The organism is Pseudomonas sp. PvP100, from assembly GCF_017833055.1.
Lineage (GTDB): Bacteria > Pseudomonadota > Gammaproteobacteria > Pseudomonadales > Pseudomonadaceae > Aquipseudomonas > Aquipseudomonas syringae.
Map to the genome: position 1 here is coordinate 1278595 of NZ_JAFIBO010000001.1, position 25037 is coordinate 1303631.

At 59.8% G+C, this 25037-nt stretch carries 24 protein-coding genes; 16 read left to right on the forward strand and 8 right to left on the reverse strand.

The window, feature by feature from the left end:
• The first annotated feature begins 69 nt into the window (after window positions 1–69).
• Together JOE39_RS05645 and JOE39_RS05650 are read left to right on the forward strand one after the other, a co-directional pair.
• Entirely contained in the window at window positions 70–909 is an 840-nt protein-coding gene (locus JOE39_RS05645; RefSeq protein ID WP_004403914.1) for a TauD/TfdA family dioxygenase, read from the forward strand.
• Between the two features lie 92 nt (window positions 910–1001).
• A complete protein-coding gene (locus tag JOE39_RS05650; RefSeq protein WP_003318372.1) occupies window positions 1002–1253 on the forward strand; it encodes a hypothetical protein in 252 nt (83 codons plus the stop codon).
• Window positions 1254–1260: 7 nt separating this feature from the next.
• Here JOE39_RS05650 and JOE39_RS05655 read toward each other — a convergent pair whose 3' ends face one another.
• Window positions 1261–1767 carry a GAF domain-containing protein gene (locus JOE39_RS05655; protein ID WP_003318374.1) on the reverse strand — a complete coding sequence of 169 codons (507 nt, stop codon included), beginning with the start codon at window positions 1765–1767 and terminating at the stop codon, window positions 1261–1263.
• Between the two features lie 224 nt (window positions 1768–1991).
• Between JOE39_RS05655 and JOE39_RS05660 the strand changes: the two genes are divergently transcribed.
• Window positions 1992–3893 (forward strand): methyl-accepting chemotaxis protein, encoded by a 1902-nt coding sequence (locus JOE39_RS05660; RefSeq protein WP_046266638.1) that lies wholly within the window; start codon window positions 1992–1994, stop codon window positions 3891–3893.
• A gap of 81 nt (window positions 3894–3974) precedes the next feature.
• Here JOE39_RS05660 and JOE39_RS05665 read toward each other — a convergent pair whose 3' ends face one another.
• On the reverse strand, window positions 3975–4880 hold the full coding sequence (locus JOE39_RS05665; protein ID WP_046266639.1) for a LysR family transcriptional regulator: 906 nt from the start codon (window positions 4878–4880) through the stop codon (window positions 3975–3977).
• A 103-nt stretch (window positions 4881–4983) separates the two neighbouring features.
• On the opposite strand from JOE39_RS05665, the gene JOE39_RS05670 reads away from it, so the two are divergent.
• The gene (locus JOE39_RS05670; RefSeq protein WP_046266640.1) at window positions 4984–6186 is read left to right on the forward strand and encodes an aspartate aminotransferase family protein; all 1203 of its coding nucleotides are present in this window, start codon (window positions 4984–4986) and stop codon (window positions 6184–6186) included.
• A 124-nt stretch (window positions 6187–6310) separates the two neighbouring features.
• Window positions 6311–6856 (forward strand): DUF4174 domain-containing protein, encoded by a 546-nt coding sequence (locus JOE39_RS05675; RefSeq protein ID WP_003318380.1) that lies wholly within the window; start codon window positions 6311–6313, stop codon window positions 6854–6856.
• A gap of 53 nt (window positions 6857–6909) precedes the next feature.
• On the opposite strand, the gene JOE39_RS05680 is transcribed toward JOE39_RS05675, so the two are convergent.
• Complete coding sequence (locus JOE39_RS05680; RefSeq protein WP_046266641.1) at window positions 6910–7350, reverse strand: CBS domain-containing protein; 441 nt, start codon at window positions 7348–7350, stop codon at window positions 6910–6912.
• A gap of 222 nt (window positions 7351–7572) precedes the next feature.
• On the opposite strand from JOE39_RS05680, the gene JOE39_RS05685 reads away from it, so the two are divergent.
• The gene (locus tag JOE39_RS05685; protein ID WP_024661680.1) at window positions 7573–9936 is read left to right on the forward strand and encodes a DNA polymerase II; all 2364 of its coding nucleotides are present in this window, start codon (window positions 7573–7575) and stop codon (window positions 9934–9936) included.
• On the opposite strand, the gene JOE39_RS05690 is transcribed toward JOE39_RS05685, so the two are convergent.
• From JOE39_RS05690 to JOE39_RS05700, 3 genes are all read right to left on the reverse strand, one after another.
• On the reverse strand, window positions 9933–10778 hold the full coding sequence (locus tag JOE39_RS05690; RefSeq protein WP_046266642.1) for an NAD-dependent protein deacetylase: 846 nt from the start codon (window positions 10776–10778) through the stop codon (window positions 9933–9935). The two genes, JOE39_RS05685 and JOE39_RS05690, sit on opposite strands and share 4 nt — an antisense overlap.
• 219 nt (window positions 10779–10997) lie before the next feature.
• Window positions 10998–11837, reverse strand: a complete 840-nt coding sequence (locus JOE39_RS05695; protein WP_003348380.1) for a TIGR03915 family putative DNA repair protein — start codon at window positions 11835–11837, stop codon at window positions 10998–11000.
• Window positions 11834–13054, reverse strand: coding sequence for a putative DNA modification/repair radical SAM protein (locus JOE39_RS05700; protein WP_024664217.1), 1221 nt, complete (start codon window positions 13052–13054; stop codon window positions 11834–11836). The genes JOE39_RS05695 and JOE39_RS05700 overlap by 4 nt, the downstream gene beginning before the upstream one ends.
• Before the next feature lie 214 nt (window positions 13055–13268).
• Between JOE39_RS05700 and JOE39_RS05705 the strand changes: the two genes are divergently transcribed.
• The 4 genes from JOE39_RS05705 to JOE39_RS05720 are packed head-to-tail and all read left to right on the forward strand — an operon-like array spanning window position 13269 to window position 15932.
• Window positions 13269–13415: a hypothetical protein gene (locus tag JOE39_RS05705; protein WP_158226990.1), complete on the forward strand. Its 147-nt coding sequence runs from the start codon at window positions 13269–13271 to the stop codon at window positions 13413–13415.
• A complete protein-coding gene (gene aztA / locus JOE39_RS05710) occupies window positions 13412–14158 on the forward strand; it encodes a zinc ABC transporter ATP-binding protein AztA (protein ID WP_016568024.1) in 747 nt (248 codons plus the stop codon). The genes JOE39_RS05705 and aztA overlap by 4 nt, the downstream gene beginning before the upstream one ends.
• A complete protein-coding gene (locus tag JOE39_RS05715) occupies window positions 14155–15024 on the forward strand; it encodes a metal ABC transporter permease (RefSeq protein ID WP_003420917.1) in 870 nt (289 codons plus the stop codon). The genes aztA and JOE39_RS05715 overlap by 4 nt, the downstream gene beginning before the upstream one ends.
• An 11-nt stretch (window positions 15025–15035) precedes the next feature.
• Window positions 15036–15932 carry a metal ABC transporter substrate-binding protein gene (locus tag JOE39_RS05720; RefSeq protein WP_003349192.1) on the forward strand — a complete coding sequence of 299 codons (897 nt, stop codon included), beginning with the start codon at window positions 15036–15038 and terminating at the stop codon, window positions 15930–15932.
• A 50-nt stretch (window positions 15933–15982) separates the two neighbouring features.
• Here JOE39_RS05720 and JOE39_RS05725 read toward each other — a convergent pair whose 3' ends face one another.
• Window positions 15983–17131 (reverse strand): aldose epimerase family protein, encoded by a 1149-nt coding sequence (locus JOE39_RS05725; RefSeq protein WP_003420913.1) that lies wholly within the window; start codon window positions 17129–17131, stop codon window positions 15983–15985.
• Between the two features lie 279 nt (window positions 17132–17410).
• Between JOE39_RS05725 and JOE39_RS05730 the strand changes: the two genes are divergently transcribed.
• From JOE39_RS05730 to araH, 4 genes are all read left to right on the forward strand, one after another.
• Entirely contained in the window at window positions 17411–18283 is an 873-nt protein-coding gene (locus tag JOE39_RS05730; protein ID WP_004403895.1) for an SMP-30/gluconolactonase/LRE family protein, read from the forward strand.
• Window positions 18284–18476: 193 nt separating this feature from the next.
• Complete coding sequence (locus JOE39_RS05735) at window positions 18477–19490, forward strand: substrate-binding domain-containing protein (RefSeq protein WP_024661686.1); 1014 nt, start codon at window positions 18477–18479, stop codon at window positions 19488–19490.
• Between the two features lie 54 nt (window positions 19491–19544).
• Window positions 19545–21068, forward strand: a complete 1524-nt coding sequence (gene araG / locus JOE39_RS05740; protein ID WP_010411149.1) for an L-arabinose ABC transporter ATP-binding protein AraG — start codon at window positions 19545–19547, stop codon at window positions 21066–21068.
• Between the two features lie 40 nt (window positions 21069–21108).
• Window positions 21109–22074: an L-arabinose ABC transporter permease AraH gene (gene araH / locus JOE39_RS05745; protein ID WP_004403886.1), complete on the forward strand. Its 966-nt coding sequence runs from the start codon at window positions 21109–21111 to the stop codon at window positions 22072–22074.
• Between the two features lie 130 nt (window positions 22075–22204).
• Here the strand turns inward: araH and JOE39_RS05750 are convergent, their stop codons facing one another.
• A complete protein-coding gene (locus tag JOE39_RS05750; RefSeq protein ID WP_032661487.1) occupies window positions 22205–23518 on the reverse strand; it encodes an APC family permease in 1314 nt (437 codons plus the stop codon).
• A gap of 206 nt (window positions 23519–23724) precedes the next feature.
• Here JOE39_RS05750 and JOE39_RS05755 point away from each other — a divergent pair, with 206 nt between their 5' ends.
• Both JOE39_RS05755 and JOE39_RS05760 read left to right on the forward strand, forming a co-directional pair.
• A complete protein-coding gene (locus JOE39_RS05755; protein WP_003349168.1) occupies window positions 23725–23967 on the forward strand; it encodes a hypothetical protein in 243 nt (80 codons plus the stop codon).
• A gap of 83 nt (window positions 23968–24050) precedes the next feature.
• A complete protein-coding gene (locus tag JOE39_RS05760) occupies window positions 24051–24944 on the forward strand; it encodes a CAP domain-containing protein (RefSeq protein WP_192874879.1) in 894 nt (297 codons plus the stop codon).
• Window positions 24945–25037: the final 93 nt, after the last annotated feature.

Sequence of the window (25037 nt, forward strand, 5' to 3'; positions counted from 1 at the left end):
AAAACAGAGCTATTGCTTCCATTTCCTCATAAGTGTACCGTTGTGTTCACTTATGAAGAGGGTTGCACCATGTTAGCCACTTCGCTCGTTCAGCTGTCGCAGGAGCCCATCAAGCCAGGCATTGGCGCGCGTGTTTTCAACGGCAAGCAGGACCTGCTGTCGGGACGTTTTGCTGGGGAGATCCGGGAACTGCTGGAGCAGCGAGGGGTGCTGGTGTTCCCGCAGATTCATTTTTCCGATGCAGAGCAGATAGCCTTCACTCGCACGCTGGGTACGTTCTGCCCTGAACCCGGCGATGGGCAGAACATCACCCGGATCAGCCTGGATGTGAAAGAGAATCCGGCAGGCGCGGAGTTTCTCAAAGGTTCGCTCTACTGGCACATAGACGGTACGAGCAGCGATTCACCCATTCTGGCTTCACTGTTGTCCTGCAAGGTGCCGGCCAGCTGGGGAGGCAACACGGGTTTCTGTAACACTTACTCGGCGTATGAGGGGTTATCGAGCGCTGACCGACAACATTACGACAGCCTGCGCGTCATTCATGCCCCATGGGCATCGTTACTCTATTACAATCCGGAGCCTGGCCTTGCGATGCTCGAGGCCATGCAGGCTATCGGCGAGAAGGAGTTGCCGCTGGTCTGGAAGCACCGATCCGGTCGTAAGTCGCTGATTCTGGGCTGCACCGCGCAGCAAGTCGTTGGCCTCAGCCTCGCGCAAAGTGCACGAATTCTGGTCGGCCTTCGCGAGTGGGCCACGTCCGAGGCGTTCAGTTACAGCCATGCGTGGCAGGTCGGTGATCTGGTGATCTGGGACAACACCGGCACCATGCACCGGGCCGAAGCCTATGACCCCGAGTGCGGGCGAATGATGCACCGCACCAAGTTGCAGGGCGAAGAGCCCTTCGCGTAATGCGACGACCGCGAGAGCCGGGTGACGCCCTGGCTTTTATACTGAGTGGCTCATCATGAGCCGGATCGTTTTGCCGGACTGGAGAAACGAGAATGTGCAGACCCAAAGAACCCATTGCGGGTATTTTTCTATTGTTGGTCCTGGCCGCTGGCGGTTGGGTGGCTCAGGAGCCATTTCCTCATTTCGGGATCGATCTGCCTGTCGAAGCCTTGCTGGACAGCGATCACCCTGCGACACCCGTTCCGCCCCGACATCGCATGCAACTCGACGAAGGCCAGTTCAGCAGCGCTTTGCTTGAGTCGATGCCCTTGTACGCGCTGGCAGAGCCGCCCGGCAGCCCGTGAGCTCGGGTCAGCTACCTTCGTTGATGTTGGCGAAGAAAATGCACCCGATCAATCGGGCGAACAGGGTCAGGGTTTCCGCCAGATCGGGGTCGTCAAACAGCGTCGTTCTGGAGTCCAGAGCGCATAACGCACCATACAGCTGTCCGTCGGGAAGGTAGATCGGCACGCCCGCATAGCTTTCGATGGCGTAGCGCTTCACAACTGGCAGGTTCGCATACCGGCCGTTCGTGCTGATCTGCGGCACGAACAGTGCCTGGGGATTGGTACAAAACTCGTTACAGAGCGTGGTCTCGAGTTCGAACACATCGCCGTCGTCCATACCCAGGTCAGTGGGGTCATAGACAGAACAGGCGATCCAGTCTGCGTCGGTAAATTTGGCGATACCAGCGAAGCGCATGCCTGTCAGGCGAGTGACAAGTCGCAGCACATTGGTCGTGGCCTCGATCTCGGCAATCGCAGCGCGCTCCTCGATGGTCAACAAGCTGCTTTTTGAGGCGATCAATTCCAGACTCATGCACTTCTCCAGAATACCCAAGTGTGGGTAACGGCCCATGCTAACTGACTGGAATGAAAATGCCATCGGGGTTGGTCGCGCCTGCGAGGATTTATTTTCAAGCGAAATATTGACGCCAGTTTTAAAGTTTTAAGCCTCGCTGCCGACATTTGTGGATTGTATAGCTAGCTGGCAAGGACAGGCCTCTTGTACTCCACTGATGACCAACGAAAGAGCGACTCCCTGTGATAAACACTCTGCGCAATATTTCTGTCAGGTCCAAGCTTGTGCTCGGGTTTGCTTTGGTCATCGTACTGACGGTGCTGATCGCGCTGACGGGTTGGACAGGCATCACCTCGCTGAGTGAACGAAGCGAGCGTATTTCCGACATCGGCAAGCTGAGCTCGCTCACGCGGGACGTCCGGATAGCCCGATTGGCTTATTCGGTCAACTATGACGCCGAGCGCGCCAGCAACTGGCTGAAAGCTTTCGAAAGTCTCGAAAATCATGTGAAGTACGCGCAGAAGGTGTTCGACTCGCCGTTGAACGTGCCGCTGGTCAATACTGCCGCAGACGCCTTGAAGGATTACCGTATCCACTACGACAACCTCATGCAGGCGACCGCTGCCCGTGAGGCTACCCGTTCGGTGTTTGGCCAGTACGCCGATGCAGGCGCTGACGATTTGCAAAAGCTCAACGCCATTGCCCGATCCGATGACGGCACTCCCGCACAGCGCGACGCCATCGTGCAGGCGATGACGCTGTTCCAGAAAATGCGCTTTGACTTGCGTGGCTACACCTATTCGCTGAAGCCGGAGAACCGTGCCCCAGCGGAAACATCGATGAATACGGTTATCGAATCGTTCAAAAATCTGCAAGGTTTCGATGGCCAGTCGGCGATCATCAAGCATCTTGTGGACTCGGTGATCAGCTATCAGAACACCTTGAATCAGTTCACCGCGGCGCAGGCCAGGATTGATCTGGCTCAGGCAGGCATCACCAAAGACATCGGCATTCTGTTTGAATGTGCTGACAAGCTGTCCGAGAACCAGGTCAACCTGAGAGTGGAAGATGTGAGTCAGGCCAAGATGCTGCTCTCTGTCTGGCTGATTGCAGCGTTGATCATGAGCGCCCTGGCGGCATGGATAATTACCAACCTTATCGTAGGCCCGCTGCGTGACACACTGAAACTGGCAGAGCGTGTCGCTGATGGTGACTTGACGAACAATCAGGTGATCACCCGCAAGGACGAACTGGGCCAGCTGCAGGGCAGCATGATGCGCATGACCGGCAACCTGCGCGAGCTGATTGGTGGCCTGCGCGACGGCGTGACACAAATCGCCAGTGCCGCCGAACAGTTGTCAGCCGTCACCGAGCAGACCAGCGCCGGCGTTAACAGCCAGAAGAGCGAAACCGATCAGGTCGCCACTGCGATGCACGAAATGTCTGCGACCGTTCAGGAAGTTGCACGCAACGCAGAGCAGGCTTCGCACGCTGCGGTCAACGCATCGAAAGAAGCTCGCGAAGGCGACGGCGTGGTTTCCAAGGCAGTTGCCCAGATCGAGAAACTCGCGACTGAAGTCACGCATTCCAAGTCCGCGATGGACGAGCTCAAGAACGAAAGCAACAAGATTGGTGGTGTGCTTGATGTCATCAAGGCCGTTGCCGAGCAGACCAATCTGCTGGCCCTCAACGCTGCAATCGAAGCCGCGCGTGCGGGCGAAGCAGGCCGAGGCTTTGCGGTGGTGGCTGACGAAGTGAGAAGCCTGGCCCAGCGCACGCAGACGTCGACCGAAGAGATCGCGGCATTGATCAGCGGTCTGCATACCCGTACGGCGCAGGTGGCAACGATCCTCGACAACAGCCAGGCACTGACTGCAAACAGTGTCGAGCTGACACGCAATGCGGGTGTTTCCATCAATAACATGACTCAGGCAATCTCGACGATCGAGACGATGAACCATCAGATCGCCGCTGCCGCCGAAGAGCAGAGCGCCGTTGCCGAAGAGATCAATCGCAGTGTTCTTAATGTGCGAGACATCTCCGAACAGACGGCTTCCGCCAGTGAAGAGACTGCCGCGTCGAGCGCAGAGCTCGCTCGTCTGGGCGTGCATCTGCAGAGCCTGGTCAGTCGATTCCGGGTCTGACGTTCATTCCCGGTAAACCCCGGCGCGCACCGCACAGGCTGCGCGCCGGAGTCGGCCCGTTAAACCTCCGGCGGTAAGTCCTTACCGCCCCCAAAGCCCCGTCGCGTACTCCACAAAACTTCTCAGTTTGGGCAGTCGATAGCGATCCTGTACATACAGCAGGTTTGTCGGTCGTCTGGGCAAATGGTAGTCGGGGAACAACGCAACCAGCCGGCCTTCCTGCAAGTCTCGCTGCACCAGCGCATCCGGAAGCATCACTACGCCCATGCCTGCACGAGCCGCCTGATAAAGACCGGCGGAAGTGTTGGCCACCATCGAACCGCTTACCTCCACCAGCACGTCGCCGTCGGCGCCAGTCATACGCCACTGTGTGCCGGCAGTGCGCCATTCGTCTCCAGCCGGGTAGGCGAACGCCAGGCAGTTATGCTGACGAAGATCCTCTGGATGCGTCGGCGTGCCGTGACGGGCCAGATAGTCCGGTGCGGCGCAGATGATCAAGGTGTAATCCTGCAGGGGGCGAGCGATCAGTGGTGAGGATTCTGGAATGTTGCCCAGGCGAATGGCGACGTCAAAGCCATTGTCGATCATGTCCAGACGCTGATTGGTCAGCACCAGGTCGAGCTTGACCTCGGGAAAGCGCCGCGAAAATTCGACCAGAGCAGGCGCCAATACTTCCGAACCGAATGTCAGTGGCGCGGTGATGCGCAGTGTACCTGTGGGGTCGCCGTGGGCCTGCTCGGCCAACTGCTCGGACTCGGCCACCAGCCCCAGCACCTCGAGGCAACGCTCGTAATACGCGGTACCGAATTCCGTCAATCGCTGACGGCGTGTGGTGCGCTGCAACAGGCTGACGCCTAGGCGCTCCTCCAGTGCGCGCAAGTGATTGCCGACCATGGTGGTGGAAATTGAACACGCTTGCGCCGCTGCCGTCAGGCTGCCTGCCTCGACCACTTTCACGTAAACGCGCATTGCCTGAAACAAATCCATTATCAACCCTGGCTTTAAAATGATTGAAGTATTTCGCTGTTTATCCATCTGGGCTTGTTAACGATACTGCAAAAACCGAAACATACCCAAGGAGCTTCACCTCATGACCGCCACCTGCCTGATGAGCACTTACCAACCTTTGGCCCTGAGTTTCACCCATGGTCTGGGCACACGTCTGTGGGACCAGGGCGGGCGCGAGTACCTGGACGCCGTGGCAGGCGTGGCTGTGACCAACGTGGGGCACTCGCATCCACTGCTGGTAGAGGCGATTCGTGATCAGGCGGGCCTGCTGTTGCACACGTCCAATCTGTACACCATCGACTGGCAGAAGCGCCTTGCGCAGAAACTGACGGCCTTGTCGGGGCTGGACTCGGTGTTTTTCAACAATTCCGGTGCCGAGGCCAACGAGACTGCGCTCAAGCTGGCGCGCCTGCATGGCTGGCACAAATACATCGAACGGCCTCTGGTCGTGGTCATGGAAAACGCCTTTCACGGCCGTACCCTGGGCACGCTATCGGCCAGCGACGGGCCGGCCGTACGCCTGGGTTTCAGTACCTTGCCCGGCGATTACATCAAAGTGCCATTTGGCGACCTGGCGGCGTTCGACAAGGTTTGCACGACCTATGGGCATCAGATCTGCGCCGTGCTGGTCGAGCCGATTCAGGGCGAGGGCGGCGCGCAGGTGGCCCCCGCCGGGTATCTCAAGGCCTTGAGGGAGCGTTGCACGCGGCGTGACTGGCTGTTGATGCTCGACGAAATCCAGACCGGGATGGGCCGGACCGGCAAGTGGTTTGCCTTTCAGCATGAGGGTATCGTCCCTGACGTCATGACCCTGGCCAAGGGGCTGGGCAACGGCATACCGATCGGTGCCTGCCTGGCGCGGGGCAGGGCGGCGCAACTGTTCACGCCCGGCAGCCACGGCAGTACCTTCGGCGGTAATCCGCTGGCCTGCCGGGTCGGCTGCACGGTGATCGATATCATCGAACAACAGGCGCTGGTGGAAAACGCCGCACTGCAAGGCCGGCAGTTGCTGGCCGGGCTGCGCAATGCACTGGGTGCTCACCCGAACGTGCTGGACGTTCGTGGCCAAGGTTTGATGATCGGTATCGAACTGCGCCAGGCGATACCCGAACTCACACGCATTGCAGCCGAGGATCATGGCCTGTTGATCAATGTCACTCGGGGCAAAATCATCCGCCTGTTGCCGCCCTTGGTGCTGGACGCCGCGGAAGTGGCGCAGATTGTCCAAGGCCTGGCGGCGAGCCTCGACAGCGCCTGTGATCGTTCGTTTGTACGCTCGGCCTGACGCAACGGATTAAGGAAAAGGACTACATCGGGCTGTACCGGGATGACCCATATGCGGTAGAACAGACCAGCATCGTGTCGGTCTGTACGCGATGGCTACCCAATGGATTTGAAAGGAGCCCACCATGTTAATCCGGTCCCTGACCCTCGCCACCCTGTTTGTCGCTGCCGGTACAGCGCTTGCCGCTGACAACGACGGCCCTCTGGCACAGGAGCGCGGCAAGTCGCGTCCCTTGATCATCATCGCTCCCAGCACCATAGATCCGGTGCTGGTCAAGCTCAAGAAGTCACTGGATGAGCCTGCCAACCGTGAGGCCTTTGCACAGCGCAATATGGTGTTGTTCACGGTGGTCAACACCATGGGCGAGCGCGACGGCAAAAGCATGGACCCGCAGTCGACCATGGCATTGATCCGTGAGCTTAAGCTCGGGGCGGGGGCGGGGACCAAGGTCATTCTGGTGGGCAAGGACGGCGAGAAAAAGGTCGATAAGACTCTCAAAAATCCGGAATCGCTAGACCCCAAAGAAATCTTCGCCACTATCGATCAGATGCCGATGCGCGAGCAGGAAGCCGCAGCACCTGCTCCCGAGCCGCCAGCCAAACCTGCGCCGGCCGAAAAACCGGGCAAGCCGGTCAAGGGCGGGGCGCCTGGCAAGACGCTGGACGACTGAGTGAACGGCGTGGCGCGCGGCGATAGCGCGCTGCGCCTGATGTGTTGCTCAGTTCATTCGCCGCGAATGTACTGCTGGAGCTGTTGAATGAGGCTAGCCTGTTCTGCAATGGCTTCCTTCACCAGGTCACCGATGGACAGCAGGCCCAGCAACTGTCCGTCTTCCACGACCGGCAGGTGGCGCAGGTGGCTGTCGGTCATGATGCCCATGCACGCCTCGACGCTGCGCTGCGAGTCAACAGTGATCACTTTGCTGCTCATGATGTCCCTCACCGGTGTACCCACCGACGAGCGCCCCTTGAGGACCACCTTGCGCGCATAGTCACGTTCGCTGATGACGCCGACCACCACGTTGCCCTCGACCACCGGCAGCGCACCGATGTTCTTTTCAGCCATTAACTTGAGTGCTTCGAGCACCATCTGATCCGGTCCGATGGTATGCACTTGCTGGTTCTGCAGGTCTTTCAATTTCAGTAGCTGGGCGACGGTTTTCATGGGGCTCTCCGTGATCGGGATCTGGATGGCTGTAGTGCATTGCCAGAACCACTACAGAATCATCCAGTGGGCAGAAACGAGCAAGCAGTAAATAAGGATCACTGGAATAGGAGGAATCAATTATCCGCGCCCTCAATGTGCCGTTAATTCGCCTGTCAGGCGCGCCTTTGGCCTCATAGCCAAGTAGAATCATTCGTTTCACCGGGCGTCGAGGTAACAGCGTTGGATGTACAGCAGGGCTTTATCCTGAGTCGGCACTGGCAAGACACGCCCGCCGGGACCGAGGTCGACTTCTGGTTGGCCACCGATCAGGGCCCGCGCCATATCCGCCTGCCTTGCCAGCCCTCGGTTGCCTTTATTCCCGCCGATCAGGGCGAGCGAGCCCGATCGTTGTTGCGTAGCGAGCGTGGCGTGGAGCTGCGCCCGCTGGAACTCTGTGATTTTCGTCACCGCCCGGTGCTGGGTGTTTACTGCCAGCAGCACCGCCAGTTGATGAACATCGAAAAGCTGCTGCGCAGGGGCAATGTAGACGTCTACGAAGCGGACATTCGACCGCCAGAACGCTACCTGATGGAGCGCTTCATCACTGCGCCGGTGCAGTTTGGCGGCACGCCGGATGCCGATGGCGTGCTCTGCAACGCGCAGATCAAGCCGGCACCCGATTACCGTCCCAACCTGAAACTGGTCTCGCTGGATATCGAAACCACGGCCCGCGGCGAGTTGTATTCGATTGCGCTGGAGGGCTGTGGTCAGCGCCAGGTCTACATGCTGGGCCCAGTCAATGGTGGCGACGAGGCGCTGGATTTTCAGCTCGACTATTGCGATACCCGCGCGCAGTTGCTCGAGCGCCTTAACGAGTGGCTGGCGCTGCACGACCCTGACGCGATTATCGGCTGGAACGTTATCCAGTTCGATTTGCGCGTGCTGCATGAGCATGCCCAGCGCCTGCAAGTGCCATTAAGGCTCGGGCGTGGCGGTGAAGCGATGGGGTGGCGTGAGCACGGCAGTCGCAACAACCATTTTTTTGCCGACGTGAGCGGCCGGCTGATCATCGACGGAATCGAGGCGCTGCGCTCGGCGACCTGGAGTTTTCCGTCGTTCAGCCTTGAATACGTCGCGCAGACCCTGCTGGGCGAAGGCAAGGCTATCGACACGCCTTATCAGCGCATGGACGAAATCAACCGCATGTTCGCCGAGGACAAGCCGGCGCTGGCACGTTACAACATCAAGGACTGCGAACTGGTTACGCGCATCTTTGCCAAGACCCAATTGCTGACTTTTCTGCTCGAGCGCGCCACGGTCACCGGCCTGCCTGCCGATCGCAGTGGTGGTTCGGTTGCGGCGTTCTGCCATTTGTATATCCCGCTGATGCATCGCCAGGGTTTCGTTGCGCCCAACCTGGGCGAGCGCCTGCCGGAGGCCAGCCCTGGCGGTTTTGTCATGGATTCCCAGCCAGGGCTGTATGAGTCGGTGCTGGTGCTGGACTACAAAAGCCTTTATCCGTCGATCATTCGTACCTTTCTGATTGATCCAGTGGGTTTGATCGAAGGCCTTAGGCATCCTGCGGACAGCGAGTCGGTGCCAGGCTTTCGCGGCGCGCGCTTTTCGCGCACCCGTCACAGCCTGCCAGCCATTGTCGAGCGCGTGTGGCAGGGGCGGGAAGCCGCCAAGCGCGACAAGAATGCGCCCTTGTCCCAGGCGTTGAAAATCATCATGAATGCCTTCTACGGTGTGTTGGGTTCGAGCGGCTGCCGCTTTTTCGATCCGCGCCTGGCTTCATCGATCACCCTGCGCGGGCATGAAATCATGCTCAAGACCCGCGACCTCATTCAGGCGCAGGGCTACACCGTGATCTACGGCGATACCGACTCGACATTCGTCTGGCTGGGTCGCCCTCATGGGCAGGAAGAGGCAGCAAGCATCGGCAAGGCGCTGGTGCAGCAGGTCAACCAGTGGTGGCGCGAGCACTTGCACGCCGAGTACGGTTTGCACAGTGCCCTTGAGCTGCAATACGAAACGCATTTTCGGCGCTTCCTGATGCCCACCGTGCGCGGTGCGGAGGAGGGCAGCAAGAAGCGTTATGCCGGTCTGGTGACCCGTGCTGACGGTTCCGAAGAGATGATCTACAAGGGCCTCGAAACCGTACGCACCGACTGGTCGCCGCTGGCTCAGCGGTTTCAGCAGGAGCTGTACCTGCGGATCTTCAAGCGTCAGCCGTATCAGGATTACGTGCGTGACTACGTGCAGCGTACTCTGTCAGGCGAGCTGGATGACCTGTTGATCTACCGCAAGCGCTTGCGTCGCAAGCTCGATGACTACCAGCGTAACGTGCCGCCCCATGTGCGCGCCGCGCGGCTGGCCGATGAATACAACGACCAGCAGGGCCGACCGCGTCAGTATCAGAGTGGCGGCTGGATCAGCTACGTGATGACCGCCGCCGGGCCGGAGCCGCTGGAAATTCGTCACGCCCCGATTGACTACGATCACTACGTGACTCGTCAATTGCAACCGCTGGCAGATGCCATCCTGCCCTTCGTGGACGACGATTTCAGCACCCTGATTGGTGGGCAGTTAGGGCTGTTCTAGCGCGAAACCAGCTGCTCGGCGAGCCACGGCAATACCTGCTCGCAGGACGCCTCGATTTTCATTTCAAGCAGTTCGTCGGCCCGGGTCTTGCCATGGTTGATGGCGATGACCGGCTTGCCCTGTTCGGCCATGGCCTTGCACAGGCGAAATGCCGACCAGGCCATCAGCGAGGTGCCGACCACCAGCAGACCTTCGGCCTCCTCGACACTCTGCGTAGCCTTGGCAGCGGTCTGCGCGGCGACGTTTTCGCCGAAGAACACGACGTCGGGCTTGAGCCTGTCGCCTTCACAGTGCGGGCAGTTGGGCACCTTGAAGCTGGCCTCGAAAGCCGGGTCGAGCAGGGTGTCGCCGTCCGGTGCCTGTGTTGCGTGGACGCCGATCAGATAAGGGTTTTGCTCCAGCATCTGCTCTTGAATGGCTGCCCGCTCGCTGCGCTGTTGGCAATCCAGACACAGTACCCGGTGCAGACTGCCGTGCAGCTCAATGACGTCCCGACTGCCGGCTTGCGTATGCAGTGCGTCGACGTTCTGGGTGATCAGTCCTGTGATAGTGTCTTTAGCCTGCAGCGCAGCCAGGGCCCGGTGCGCAGCATTGGCCTGTGCCGCGCGGATCCGCGGCCAGCCGAGCATGGCGCGTGCCCAGTAGCGCTGGCGCGCTGCAGGGTTGCCGAGAAATTCCTGATACATCATCGGCTGCTTGCCGCGCCGCACGCCATCCTTGTCGCGGTAGTCCGGAATGCCGGACGCGGTGCTGATGCCTGCGCCGGTCACCACCAGAAACGGTTTGTCGGCCATCGCCTGGCATAGCGTGTCGAGCAGATGTCGGGTTGGGCTGTCGAGCATATTTGAACCTCGGGTGGCCTGCCTCTTGTGACGGGTCACATTATCATCTGGCGTGCAGTCAGCGTGCGGATGCCACAGCTGTGAGCCGCCGTGGCAGAGGTTGGTTCAATCGCTGGTCCTGGCAGCGGACCGCTACGTGGTCAGTCAGGGCAATGTGCTCCGAGGCAAGGGGCGTGTATCCGTTCAACGGGCGGTTGAGGGGGGCTCTGTGCCTCGCCCTCAGTCCTTCAGCGCAATCTTCTTGCCGCGTCTGGCGGCGATGTCGCTCGCCTGGCCATCACGCTGCTTGCCGGTGCGGGCTTGGGTGATGAGGGCCGGAATCAGCGGGCCTTCCGGCAGGTTCTTCCAGAATCGCGAAGGGAAGTGGCCTTCCATGACCTTGGGGTTCAGGCGCGCAGGATTGAAGATGTGGCTGTAGTAGGTCAGCCACAGTTCGCCATGCGGGTCTTCCACCTGCCTGGCCATGGTCTGCCAGGCTTGCGGGCAGCGTCGCTCATGAATCAGTTGTTGGCCGTCGTAATACACGCCGTCCTGAGGCGTTGCGATCATCCAGCGGTGCTGACCCATGCGGCCGATGAAATGCTCGCTGGCACTGAGCAGAATATCGTGCGCCGGTTCGTGCCAGGCCACGTACTGCGGGCGCATCAGGGCTTCGTCGTCAGCCACGGACGGCAGCGCGACAAACCGCAGGAAGGCGTGCAGATGATGGGCCTCGCGCCTTACCGATTTAAGGCGGCGATGCAATTCACTGCCGAGCCTGTCACCGGCCATCATCGCCGTGCGATCCCCATGGGTAACGCGCCACAAGACTTCGTACAGCAGGCTCCAGCGCTGATCGCCCCGGTAACGCGAGGCGCTTTCCAGCAGTTGCACCAGCTCCAGCGGAACCCGTGCCTGAAACGGCCCGGCTTCCTTGGGGTAGTCTTCCTCACTGCCAAACAGATCGGCGGCATCCGGCGACTTCCAGCTGACCTGACTGGGGTCGATTTCGTGGCTCAACAGCCAGCGCGCCTGTTGCCGCCAGGTGACGAACAGGTCGTCGCAGTCGAGGCAGATCATCCCCACAGGCCCATTTGCTGAGGCTGAGGCCGGTCGCGCAACTGGTGATGCAGGAACTCGCTAGTGGTTTCCGCGTGCGGCGGGTGGTAATCACTGGTAATGATGAACGGCTTGGCCTTGGCCAGTATGCAGCGCATGCGGGTGAGGTCTTCGTAGCGGATGCGCCGCTGTCTGCGCAACTCGACCAGCCGCTGCGTGGTGCGGATGCCAATGCCCGGCACCCTGGCGATCAGTGCCGGGTCGGCCTGGTTCAGATCCAGGGGGAAAACCTGTCGGTTGCCCAGCGCCCAGGCCAGTTTGGGGTCGATGTCCAGCGCCAGATCACCGGGGCCGTCGAGCAGTTCACTGGCAGTGAAACCATAGCCGCGCAGCAGAAAATCAGCCTGATACAGGCGATGCTCGCGCATCAGGGGCGGTGCCGCGAGCGGAACGCTGTTGGGGCTGTTGGGTATCGGGCTGAACGCAGAATAATAGACCCGGCGCAGCATGAAGTTGCTGTACAGCGACTGCGCGCTGTGCAGGATGGTGCTGTCGTCGGTGGCATCGGCACCGACAATCATCTGCGTGCTCTGCCCGGCAGGCGCAAAGCGCGGCGAGCGAGGCTCGTTGCGCACCGTTTGCTCGCCGGTGTAAATCGTCTGCATGGCTTGCTTGATCGACGCGACGTCTTTTTCCGGTGCGAGGGTCTGCAGGCTCAGGTCGGTCGGCAGCTCGATATTGACGCTGAGGCGGTCGGCATAACGACCAGCCTTTTCGATCAGCGCTGGATCGGCGTCAGGGATGGTCTTGAGGTGGATGTAGCCGCGAAACTCATGCACCTCGCGCAACAGCCGGGCGACTTCGACCAGTTGCTCCATGGTGTAGTCCGCAGAGCGAATGATCCCGGAACTCAAAAACAGCCCGCTCACGCAATTGCGGCGATAGAAGTCCAGCGTCAGCGTGACCACTTCTTCGGGAGTGAAGCGCGCACGGGGCACATCGCTGGAGCGACGGTTGACGCAGTATTGGCAGTCGTAAAGACAGAAGTTGGTCAGCAGAATCTTCAGCAGCGACACGCAACGCCCGTCCGGCGTGTAGCTGTGGCAGATGCCCATGCCATTGGTAGAGCCGAGCCCGGACTTGTCCTGCGAGCTGCGCTTGGGTGCTCCACTGCTGGCGCACGACGCATCGTACTTGGCGGCGTCTGCCAGAATGCTGAGCTTGTCGATAAGCTGCATGAAGTGCCCCTTGACTGTTTGTATATACAGTATAGGGGTGCGTGCAGTGTCACAAGTACCGCACGGCGGAGTTCTGCGAGGCGATGCCGAATCGGATCCGTCCCGGCGTTTATCTGCACGACTGGAAAGCAAGGTGCCAGCATGAACGTTATTTAATAACACTTGCACGTTTGGTATGTAATACTGTAACAAATAGTTGCAGGTTACTTTTTACTTGAAAAATCTTTCTGACGCTTCGACAGCAAGCGCTTCGATAGCAGGCTCCGTGCTGGCCCAGGCGGCCTGGAAGCGGGTCCTGTTTTCCCTGGCGATACTGACATTGCTCTGGCTGGCCATTGGCTGGTCGGTGGCAATTCCATGAGTGCCGCCATCGCTCTGGAAAACCTTACGGTGGCGTACGAACGCCGTCCGGCCGTGCACCACATCAGCGGGCGCTTCGAGGCCGGTAGCCTGACCGCTATCGTCGGGCCTAACGGCGCGGGCAAATCGACGCTGATCAAGGCCATCGCCGGAACCATGAAGCCTGCTCAGGGGCGCGTCGATCGGGGGCGTCTTGCAACCCGCACGATAGGCTATCTGCCGCAGGCCGCGGAAATCGATCGCAGCTTTCCACTGAGTGTCGCCGATACCGTTTCGATGGGCGCCTGGCACAGTATCGGTCCGTTCCGCAGTCTGACGCGCAATCATGCGCGTCTGACCGGCGAGGCGCTGATGACCGTCGGCCTTGAGGGGTTTGAAGGGCGTAGCGTGGGCTCGCTGTCATCGGGTCAGTTTCAGCGGGTGCTGTTCGCCCGACTGCTGTTGCAGGACGCTTCGGTGATCCTCCTGGATGAGCCGTTCACCGCCATCGACGCGCGCACCACGCGTGATCTGTTGCAGCTGGTGCGTGCCTGGCACGGGCAGGGGCGCACGGTGATTGCCGTATTGCACGATATCGAACAGGTCCGTCAGCACTTCCCGCAAACCTTGCTGATGGCTCGCGAAGCCATCGCCTGGGGCGAGACAGCGCAAGTGCTCAGCGTTGCCAACCTGCGCAAGGCGCGCAACATGGCTGAGTACTGGAGCCCGGATGCCTTGTTGTGTGATGCCGAGGACGACGCATGATGCTCTATAGCCTGGTGGTTGAGCCGTTTATCGAATTCGGTTTCATGCGTCGCGCGCTGGTGGCGTGTCTGGCTCTGGGCATCGGCTCGGGACCGGTCGGCGTGCTGTTGATGTTGCGGCGCATGAGCCTGGTGGGCGATGCGATGAGCCACGCGGTGCTGCCGGGCGCGGCGGTGGGCTTCATGGTCGCCGGGCTGTCGTTGCCAGCAATGGGTTTCGGCGGCCTGATCGCGGGGCTGGCAGTGGCGTTGCTGTCCGGTCTGGTGAGTCGACTTACCTCGTTACGCGAAGACGCCAGCTTTGCCAGCTTCTATCTGACCTCGCTGGCCGCCGGGGTGCTGATTGTTTCGCTGCACGGCTCCAGCGTCGATCTGCTGCACGTGCTGTTCGGCACCATTCTGGCCATTGATGACACCGCTATTTACATGGTCGGCAGCATTGCCTCCTTCACCCTGATCCTGCTGGCGATCATCTATCGGCCGCTGGTGCTGGAGTGCTTCGATCCGGGCTTTCTGCGCGCGGTCGGCGGGCGCGGCTCGCTGTACCACGTTCTGTTTCTGCTGCTGGTGGTGCTCAACCTGGTCGCAGGCTTTCAGGCGCTGGGCACGCTGATGGCGGTGGGCATGATGATGCTGCCGGCAACCGCCGCACGTTTCTGGACCAACTCGCTGAGTGGCCTGATGGTGATTTCGACGCTGCTGGCGACCTTGTCCGGGCTGATCGGGCTGATCGTTTCCTACCACCTAGGCGTCGCCTCGGGGCCGGCCATCGTGCTCACGGCCAGTGCGTTCTACGGCATCTCCCTGTTGTTCGGGCGCACGGGCATCGTGCGTCGGCTGTTCCCCAAACCTCACCTGGCTCACTGAAAAGGTACGTCATGAAACGATTGATGATGTTGAGTTCCCTGGCTGCACTGGCGCTGTCGGCATTTGCCAGCCTCGCCCAGGCCAAACCGCTGGAAGCCGTTGCTTCGTTCACGGTCATTGCCGATATGGTCAGTACGGTAGGCGGTGAACGCGTGCACGTTCGATCGCTGATCGGTCCGAACGGCGATCCTCACGTCTACGAGCCGACACCGAGTGACGCCCAGGCGCTGAAAAACGCCGATCTGGCATTTGTCAGCGGTCTGCATCTGGAGGGCTGGATGGATCGTCTCATCAAGGCTTCAGGCTACAAGGGGCAGCCGGTGGTGCTGTCCGAGGGCATCAAGACGCGCAGCATGGATGAGGACGGCAAACGCATTGTCGACCCGCATGCCTGGAACAGCGCGGCCAATGGCGTGATTTATGTGCGCAACATCGTCGCGGCGCTGAAGAAAGCCGATCCGGAAGGGGCCAGCGTGTATCAGGCCAATGGTGATCGCTACATCGTTGAGTTGCAGCAACTGGATACCTACGCTCGCGATCAGATCCGTTCGATTCCGGCTGCCAGACGCAAGATCCTCACCTCTCATGACGCGTTCGGCTACTTTGGCGATGCCTACGGTGTGACCTTCCTGTCGCCGCTGGGCTTGTCTACCGAGTCTGAGGCGTCGGCCGCCGATGTGTCGAAACTGATCCGTCAGATCAAGACCGAACATGTCAGTGCCTACTTCTTTGAAAACTCCAGCGACCCGCGTCTGGTCAAGCAGATAGCCGAAGCCAGTGGCGCTCAACCAGGGGGTGAACTGTACGTGGAGTCCTTGTCGCCAGCCGACGGCCCGGCGCCAACCTACGCGAAGATGTTCCGTTACAACGTCGATACCCTGACTGCGGCAATGAAGCGCAATCAGTAAGCCTGAAGCTGCCCGGTGCCCTGATTGCGGGCGCCGGGCAGCTCAACGCTTTAGTCGTTGAGGAATTTAAACACAGTGGTCTGGGTGTAGGCCTTGCCAGGATCCAGTCGGGTGCTGGGGAATTTCGGTTGGTTGGGTGCATCGGGGTAGTGCTGCGTTTCCAGGGTAAAGGCGCCCCAGTGCGGGTAGACCTTGCCTGCCTTGCCGTGAATGCTGCCATCCAGGAAGTTACCGGTGTACAGCTGCACGCCGGGCTCTGTGGTGAACAGTTGCAGTCTGCGGCCTGATTGCGGATCGCTGACCTCGGCGGCCAGTTTCTTCACGTCACCCTTGGTGTCGAGCACCCAGTTGAAATCAAACCCGCCTTGCTTGGGTTCGGCGTATTTCAGCTGTTGATGGTCATCCTTGATGTGTTTGCCAAACGCGGTGGGCTTGAGGAAGTCCATGGGCGTGCCAGCCACAGCAGGCAGTTCGCCGGTCGGGATCAGCTTGTCGTTGACCGGGGTGTAGTGCGAGGCGTGCAGAGTGGCGACCTGTTTGAGCACATCACCACTGCCAGCGCCGGCCAGGTTGAAATAACTGTGGTTGGTCAGGTTCAGCACCGTCGGTTTGTCGGTGGTGGCGCGGTAGTCGATCTTCAGTTCGTTTTTTTCGTTCAGACTGTAGGTCACTTCGGTCAGCAGGGCTCCTGGAAAACCCATCTCACCGTCCGGCGACAGATAGGTCAGTTTCACGCCGACCGAATCACCGGTCTTGGTTTCTTCTGCCTTCCAAAGGCGCTTGTCAAAGCCCTGCGTGCCGCCGTGCAGCGCGTTGGTCTTGTCGTTGAGCGGGACCTGATAGGTTTTGCCATCCAGGCTGAATTTGCCGCCTGCCAGCCGGTTGCCGAAGCGGCCGATGGTCGCGCCGAAATAAACCGTACCGTTGTTCTGGTAGCCCTGCACATCGTCGAAACCCAGGACGATGTCTTCGACCTTTCCGGCCTTGTCAGGCACCAGCAGCGATTGCAGCGTCGCGCCGTAGGTGATGATGCTGGCCTGCACGCCGTGACTGTTGCGCAGGGTGTATTTTTCGACGGCAGAGCCGTCGGGCAGTTGGCCAAACGTGCTGTGTTCGCTGGAGAGTGCCGCGGCCTGTGCGGTCAGGGTGCTGATCATCAAGGACAGTCCAAGGGTGCTGAGGAGCGCATGTTTTTTCATCTGATCTGCCTGCTTTTATTGTTATTGGTAAGACTATTTGATCGGATTCAAGCCGATGCATGGATGTATAGCCTATAAAATGCAGCTTGAAAAATAAATTGTAATACTATTTAGTAGTGCCATCGTCGCTGAAGGCTTGTGACTCACCTTAGCCGATCTGCCGGTTTTTTTGCCATGCAGCCTGACGCCGAGCAATGCAGCGGCGCAGGCAGAGGTTGGACAAGACAGCGACACAAATATCCAAAAGTGCCTTTACAACAATAACAAAGGACATTTTTCATGAACTGGCTGCCCGTTTCCGAGCACCGCTTCAAGCTGGCCGAAGGCTCCTTCTGGGATGCCGAGGAGCAGGCTTTGTACTGGGTCGACATTTCCGGGTTTCTGGTGTGTCGGCTGGTCGCCGGACAGATCCGCCAGTGGCGCATGCCCGAGCCGGTCTCTGCCTTTATTCCGACCGAGCAGGGTGATGCACTGGTGACACTGGCCAGCGGCGTCTATCGTCTGGACCTGGAATCGGACAAGACGTCTTTACTGCCGTTCTGCGTGGCAGACCCCACCCCCGGCAATCGCGCCAACGAGGCCCGCTGTGATGCGCGCGGCCACCTTTGGCTTGGCAGCATGCAGAACAACATCGATGCCGAGGGCGGCGACGTACCTCTGGTGCGTCGTTCCGGCGGGTTGTTCCGCGTTGAACCTGATGCTCGCGTGACCCGTTTGCTGGACGGGCAGGGCATCGTCAACACCCTGCTATGGAATGAAGAGGGTAGCGTGCTGTACAGCGCCGATACCTTGGACGACGTCATTTATCGCTATCCGGTGCTTGCAGACGGTGCTCTGGGGCCACGCCAGGTATGGGCGGCAAAACACGATCGAGGCTCACCCGACGGCTCGGCGATGGATGCCGAAGGGTATGTCTGGAATGCGCGCTGGGGTGGCAATTGCCTGATCCGTTTTGCCCCGGATGGCAGCGTTGACCGGGTTGTCGAGTTACCAGTCAGCCATCCCACCAGTTGTGTATTCGGCGGTCCTGACCTGCAGACGTTGTACGTCACCAGTGCCGCACCTGCCGATGCAAATGGTCGCTTTGACGGCGCGCTGCTGATGGCGCAGGTCGGCGTCAAGGGCACGCCGTGTCAGCGTTTCGCCGGATGAACTGTTGAGAAAAATGTTGCGCCGGCGTCTTTTTTGCGACGCCAGCATGATGCTGGAGGCAAGGGTGACATTAGGTTACATAGCGGTCACTCGTTATATGGTATGACTATTTGATCGGTTCTGGACGCTTCGGCGTTTGCAATCGCCACCTCGCTTGTCGCTGTAGCTATTCAATAAAAATAAGGAGTTAGCTATGTTGAGTCGTCACGGGATTCGTTCCCTGTGCTGTGCCGCCGTCACTACTGCCATTCTGGGCATGAGTGGCATCACTTCCGCTGCCGAAGAAGTCAAAATCGGCTTTCTGGTCAAGCAGGCTGAAGAACCCTGGTTCCAGACCGAGTGGCAATTCGCCGAAAAAGCCGGGAAAGAGCTTGGCTTCACCGTCATCAAGATTGCCGTTCCCGATGGCGAGAAGACCCTGTCCGCGATCGACAACCTGGCTGCCAACGGCGTCAAAGGTTTCGTGATCTGCCCACCTGACGTTTCGCTGGGCCCTGCCATCGTCGCCAAGGCCAAGGCTAATGGCATGAAGGTCATGGCCGTGGACGACCGCTTCGTCGATGCGGGGGGTAAACCGATGGAGGATGTGCCATATCTCGGCATGGCGGCTTTCGAAGTTGGCCAGAAGCAGGGCGCCGCCATGGCGACTGAAGCGAAGAATCGCAAATGGGATGAGGGCGACTGGAAGAACACCTACGCGATCATCAACACCTACAGCGAACTCGATACCGGCAAGAAGCGCACTGACGGTTCGGTGGATGCGTTGAAAAAAGCAGGCTTGCCAGTCGACCACATTCTATTTTCTCCGCAAAAGACACTTGATGTTCCTGGAGGCATGGACGCTACCAACTCGGCTCTGCCGAAGCTGCCACGCGAAGCCAAGAACCTCATTATCGGTGGCATGAACGACAACACCGTACTGGGCGGCGTACGTGCCACTTCGGGCGCAGGCTTCGCTGCCGCAAACGTGATAGGGATCGGGATCAATGGCACCGATGCCATCGATGAATTGAAGAAAAAAGAAAGCGGCTTCTTTGGTTCGATGCTGCCTAGCCCTGACAAGGAAGGCTACCGGACGGCCGAATACGTGTTCAATTGGGTCACCAAGGGGGTCGAGCCGCCCAAGTACACCGCTATGGATGACGTGACATTGATCACTCGCGAAAACTTTCAGGCTGAACTGACCAAGATCGGTCTGTGGAAGTGAGCTGAACGAGGGGCCTGATGTTCAGGCCCCTCACACGAGCGAGGAGGTTGGTTCATGCAACAGGCTATCGAGCTTCAACCCATAGGCGGTGCCTTGCGCTTCAACGGCATCGGCAAGGTCTTCCCCGGCGTCAAGGCGCTTTCGGATATCAGTTTCGAAGCGCGTCCTGGCAGCGTCCATGCATTAATGGGTGAAAACGGTGCCGGTAAATCCACGCTGCTGAAGGTTCTCGGCGGCTCTTATCAGCCCAGTAGCGGCACCTTGCAGATCGGCGAGCAGAGCTATCAGTTCAAGTCCACCGCCGAGAGCATTGCGGCGGGCGTGGCGGTGATTCACCAGGAACTGCACCTGGTGCCGGAAATGACCGTTGCCGAGAACCTGCTGCTCGGGCACATGCCCAATCGTTTCGGTCTGATCAATCGCGGTGCGATGTATCGCCGCGCCGGCGAGCTGCTCAAAGGGCTGGCTGACGAGATTGATCCGCGCACACGTCTGGGCGACCTCTCGCTGGGCCAGCGGCAACTGGTCGAGATCGCCAAGGCCATGTCGCGCAATGCCCATGTCATTGCCTTCGACGAGCCCACCAGTAGCCTGTCAGCGCGTGAGATTGACCGACTGATGGCAATCATCGTCCGCCTGCGCGACGAGGGCCGAGTGATTCTTTACGTGTCGCACCGTATGGAAGAAATCTTCCGTGTCTGTGACGCGGTGACGGTGTTCAAGGACGGACGCTTCGTCAAGACGTTCGAGCAGATGGCCGATCTCGACCATGACCGACTGGTGACCTGCATGGTCGGTCGCGATATCCAGAACATCTACAACTACCGTCCGCGCCAGCATCAGGGGCCAAGCCTGCGGGTTACCGGTCTGCTGGGGCCGGGCCTTCATGAGCCGGTCACTTTTGCCGTGCAGAAAGGCGAAGTGCTGGGCTTCTTCGGTCTGGTCGGCGCCGGTCGTACCGAGCTGTTTCGCCTGCTCTCGGGGCTTACCCGCAGCTCTGCAGGCACCCTGCAACTGGACGGCAAACCGCTGACACTGAAGTCACCGCGTGATGCCATCGAGGCCGGAATTCTGCTCTGCCCGGAGGACCGCAAGAAGGAAGGCATCGTGCCTTTGTCCAGCGTCGCGGAGAACATCAACATTGGTGCGCGTCCGCGGCATGTGAATCTCGGTTGCCTGATTCAGGGCCGCTGGGAGCGTGACAATGCGCGCAGCCAGATCAAGTCGATGAACGTCAAGACGCCATCGCCCGAGCAGCAGATCATGTACCTCTCGGGCGGTAATCAACAGAAAGCGATTCTTGGCCGCTGGCTGTCGATGCCCATGAAAGTCCTGCTGCTGGACGAGCCGACTCGCGGGATCGACGTCGGGGCCAAGTCCGAGATTTACGAGATCATTCACAACCTGGCCGCGGACGGTATTGCGGTGATTGTGGTCTCCAGCGATCTGATGGAAGTGATGGGTATTTCAGACCGCATTCTGGTGATGAGCGAAGGCACAATCACCGGTGAACTCAATCGCGACGAGGCTGACGAGTCGCGACTCCTGCAATTGGCTCTGCCTCGCACGCGCGGCTGAATATCGGTCCCTGACCATGAACAATAAAAAAGAGGTGCGTATGTCTACCGAATCCAGCCTGCAGGCTCCCCGTCAGGGCATGAACCTGCGTCGTTTTGCCGATGACTGGGTGATGCTCCTGGCGGCCGTGGGGATCTTCCTGCTGTGTGCCGTGTTCATCGATAACTTCATGTCGCCGCTGAATATGCGCGGTCTGGGCCTGGCGATTTCCACGGTGGGTATCGCTGCCTGCACCATGCTCTTCTGCCTGGCGTCCGGGCACTTCGACCTCTCGGTCGGTTCGGTGCTGGCCTGTTCCGGGGTGATCGCCGGTATCGTCATCCGCGACACCGACAGTGTATTTCTGGGCGTCTCGGCAGCCCTGGCGCTCGGCCTGGTCGTGGGCCTGATCAACGGCATCGTGATCGCCAAGCTGCGCATCAATGCCCTGATCACGACCCTGGCAACGATGCAGATCGTGCGCGGCCTGGCGTACATTTTCTCCAACGGCAAGGCCGTCGGCGTTTCCAACGAGGATTTCTTCATCTTTGGCAATGGTCAGGTGTACGGCGTGCCAGTACCGATTCTGATCACCATCGCCTGCTTCATATTCTTCGGCTGGTTGCTCAACTACACCACTTACGGGCGCAACACCATGGCCATCGGCGGCAACCAGGAAGCCGCGCTGCTGGCGGGTGTCCACGTGGACCGTACGAAGATCATCATCTTCGCCGTCCACGGCCTGGTCGGTGCGCTGGCGGGTGTGGTGCTGGCTTCACGCATGACCTCGGGTCAGCCGATGATCGGGCAGGGCTTCGAGCTGACGATCATCTCTGCCTGCGTATTGGGCGGGGTTTCGCTGAGTGGCGGCATCGGCATGATCCGTCATGTGATCGCCGGGGTGCTGATTCTGGCGATTATCGAGAATGCGATGAACCTGAAGAACATCGACACCTTCTATCAGTATGTGATCCGCGGCACGATCCTGTTGCTGGCGGTGATCATTGACCGCATGAAACGGCGCTAAGTCGTCCGGGGGCTGGTTCTCTTGAATCAGCTCCCGGCTTCATACCTGATTCAGTCTGTTACTGCGCTTCATCAACCGCCAAAGGTGTGGCTGCTGTGATAGTGCGCTCTTGATTCGTGTTTGACGCGTCTTAGCGTGAATGCGAAGCGAGCGCCGAGCTGCCCAGCCGGGTCAGTCCGTAAAGCGCAGCACCGACCGCCAGCATGATGCCCGCCCGCAGCCAGGTTTCCGGACCTTGCTGAGTGAGCAGCAACAGGCACGAAAGAATGCCCAGCAGCGGGATAACCCAGTGCACCTGAAAGTGCCCGGCTTCGACCTTGTCGCGCTTGAGTACCAGCACAGCGATGTTCACGCTGAGAAACACGAAGAGCAGCAACAGCACGACGGTTTCGGCGAGGATAGTCAGGGTGCTGGTGAAGGACAGGGCAATGGCTACCAGAGTGGTCGCCAGAATCGCCAGCCCCGGCGTGCGCCGCTTGGGCAGCACCGAACCCATCACCGCAGGTAAAAGGCCTTCGCGAGCCATGCCGAAGGTCAGTCGGCTGGCCATGATCATGGTCAACAGCGCGCCGTTGGCTACCGCAATCAGCGCAATGACTGCAAACCACGGCGCAGGTATGCCGAGCCCCGAGGCACTGACCACGTCCATCAGGGGGGCTTGCGAATCTTTCAATTGATCAACGGGCAGGACCATCGCCGCGCCCACGCCAACCAGCATGTACACCGCACCCGCCGCCAGCAGCGCGCCGAACAGGGCACGTGGATAGACCCTGCGCACGTCCTTGATTTCTTCGGCAAGATTGGCCGAGGTTTCAAACCCCACGAACGAATAGAACGCCAGCAGCGATGCGCCGAGAATCGCCGTGGCAGGTGAGGCGGTGTCCAGTTCGAACACCCGTTGCGGCACGCCTTGCCCCTGGCTGACGAACCACACGGCTGCTGCGATGACCAGCAGCAAGCCGCTCAGCTCGATGACCGTCATCACCAGGTTGGCTGAAAGCGACTCTTTGATACCGCGTGCATTGAGCAGGCCGACGATGACCAGAAATGCCACACAGACCCATTGCGCAGGCCAGTCGACCAGTGCCTGGAAGTAGTCGCCGGCAAACGCAACGGCCAGCCCGGCAGCGCTGGTAACACCCGCCGCGACCATGGAAAAGCCAACCAGAAACGACAGCAGCGGCTTGCCGAAGGCTTTTTCGGCGTACACCGCGGCACCACCCGCACGCGGGTATTTGGTCACCAGTTCGGCGTAGGACGCTGCGGTCAGCAAGGCAAAGCACAGGGCAATCAGCAAGGGCGCCCAGATGGCTCCGCCGACGCGTCCGGCTATCGTGCCGGCCAATGCGTAGACGCCAGCCCCGAGCACATCGCCAAGGATGAACAGGGTCAGCATGGGCGCTGTGATTGCCCGGCGCAGCGATGAAGTCTCGGCAGTGGCCATGGTCAAGGATTCCTTTCTCTACAGATGCGGGTATCAACAGCAGAGCGTCGCGCGACAGGTAAATTCAAAACGATGGCGGCTGGCCTGGACCAGCGGCACTGTTTGCCGGCTTGATGCTGAAATGAACGCTGTTGGCAAAAAAGGTGGAGCATTGCGTCGGGGAGGGGTCTCAATGAGACATTTGACGGATCAGCCAAGAGGCGAACATGAGTCATAGCAGCCAGCAACAGTTCAGGTCAGTCTGGGCAACCCTGCAATCGTTACGCAAGCAAGTGGCTGATCTGCAGCTCAGTGAACTCGAGCGTGCAGAGAGCCTGCGCGGTCATCAGACAGTGGACGACAGGGAGGTCATTGAACAATCGTTCGTGGCACTTGAACAGGCTATCGATGATATGGAAGTAACGCTTGCCAGCATTGGTGAGGCCACTGGCGAGATCGGCAAGCTTTGAGCGCATGGCGGGGCGGTACCGTACTCAAGTGTGCAGCGTGAACCATGAACGCTTTTTCGGGTCTTATTCGGGCTCTGAAATGCATGCCACGCCTTTTCCTCTCCGAGTCCGTTCTCATGCCCGCACTGCCCCGTTGTTCCTGGCGTATCTGGTTGTACCTGGTCCCGCTGTTGCCCCTGTACGCGAGCCCTGTCAGTGCTGCCGAAGAGCAGCGACTGGTCCAGGCAATCAATGATTTTCGCGGCCAGCCGCAGCGTTGCGAAGCGCGTACGACAAACATCTCCAGAGCCCTGGCGCTCAATTCCAGCGTGGCATTGCCCATCGGTTTCAGTGGTAACTTACGTGACGCACTCAAGGCATCCGGCTATCAGGCGGTCATTGTGCGGACCTTGCGACTGGCCGGCGCGCAAAGCGCCGATGCAGCGTTCGAGATGCTCAGGAGCCGCTACTGCGGCGCGTTGCTCGACCCGCAATACGCTGACATCGGCATCACTCGGCAGGGTGGTGACTGGCGTGTAGTGCTGGCGAAGCCGTTGATCGACGAGAGCCTTGAAGACGCGCGCTCCGCTGGCCGGGCGCTGCTGGCGCAGGTCAATGCCGCGCGTGCCAAGCCACGCATGTGTGGCAAGCAGCCTTTTCCGTCGGCTCGGCCGTTGAGCTGGAATATCACACTGGAAACCGCCGCGCAGGGGCACAGCCAGTCGATGGCCAGCGAGAATTACTTCACCCATCGCGGTTTTGATAATGACTCGCCAGCAGATCGCGCGCGTGCTGCCGGTTACGGCGGACGGCAGATCGGTGAAAACATTGCTGCAGGGCAGAGCACGGCCAGCAAGGCCATGGCGAGCTGGCTGGCCAGCCCGGGGCATTGCGCCAACCTGATGAACCCGATGTTTACCGAGGTCGGCGCGGCCTATGCGACGGCTACCAACGCTGATTACGGTGTGTACTGGACCATGCTGTTCGGTGCGCCCTGATCGGCAGCCAGCACCGCAGCGACTTGGAACACCTGGCAGTCAATCTGAATACCGTTTGTCGCCCGTTCGATGTTATTTGAAAACCCTCGCTGA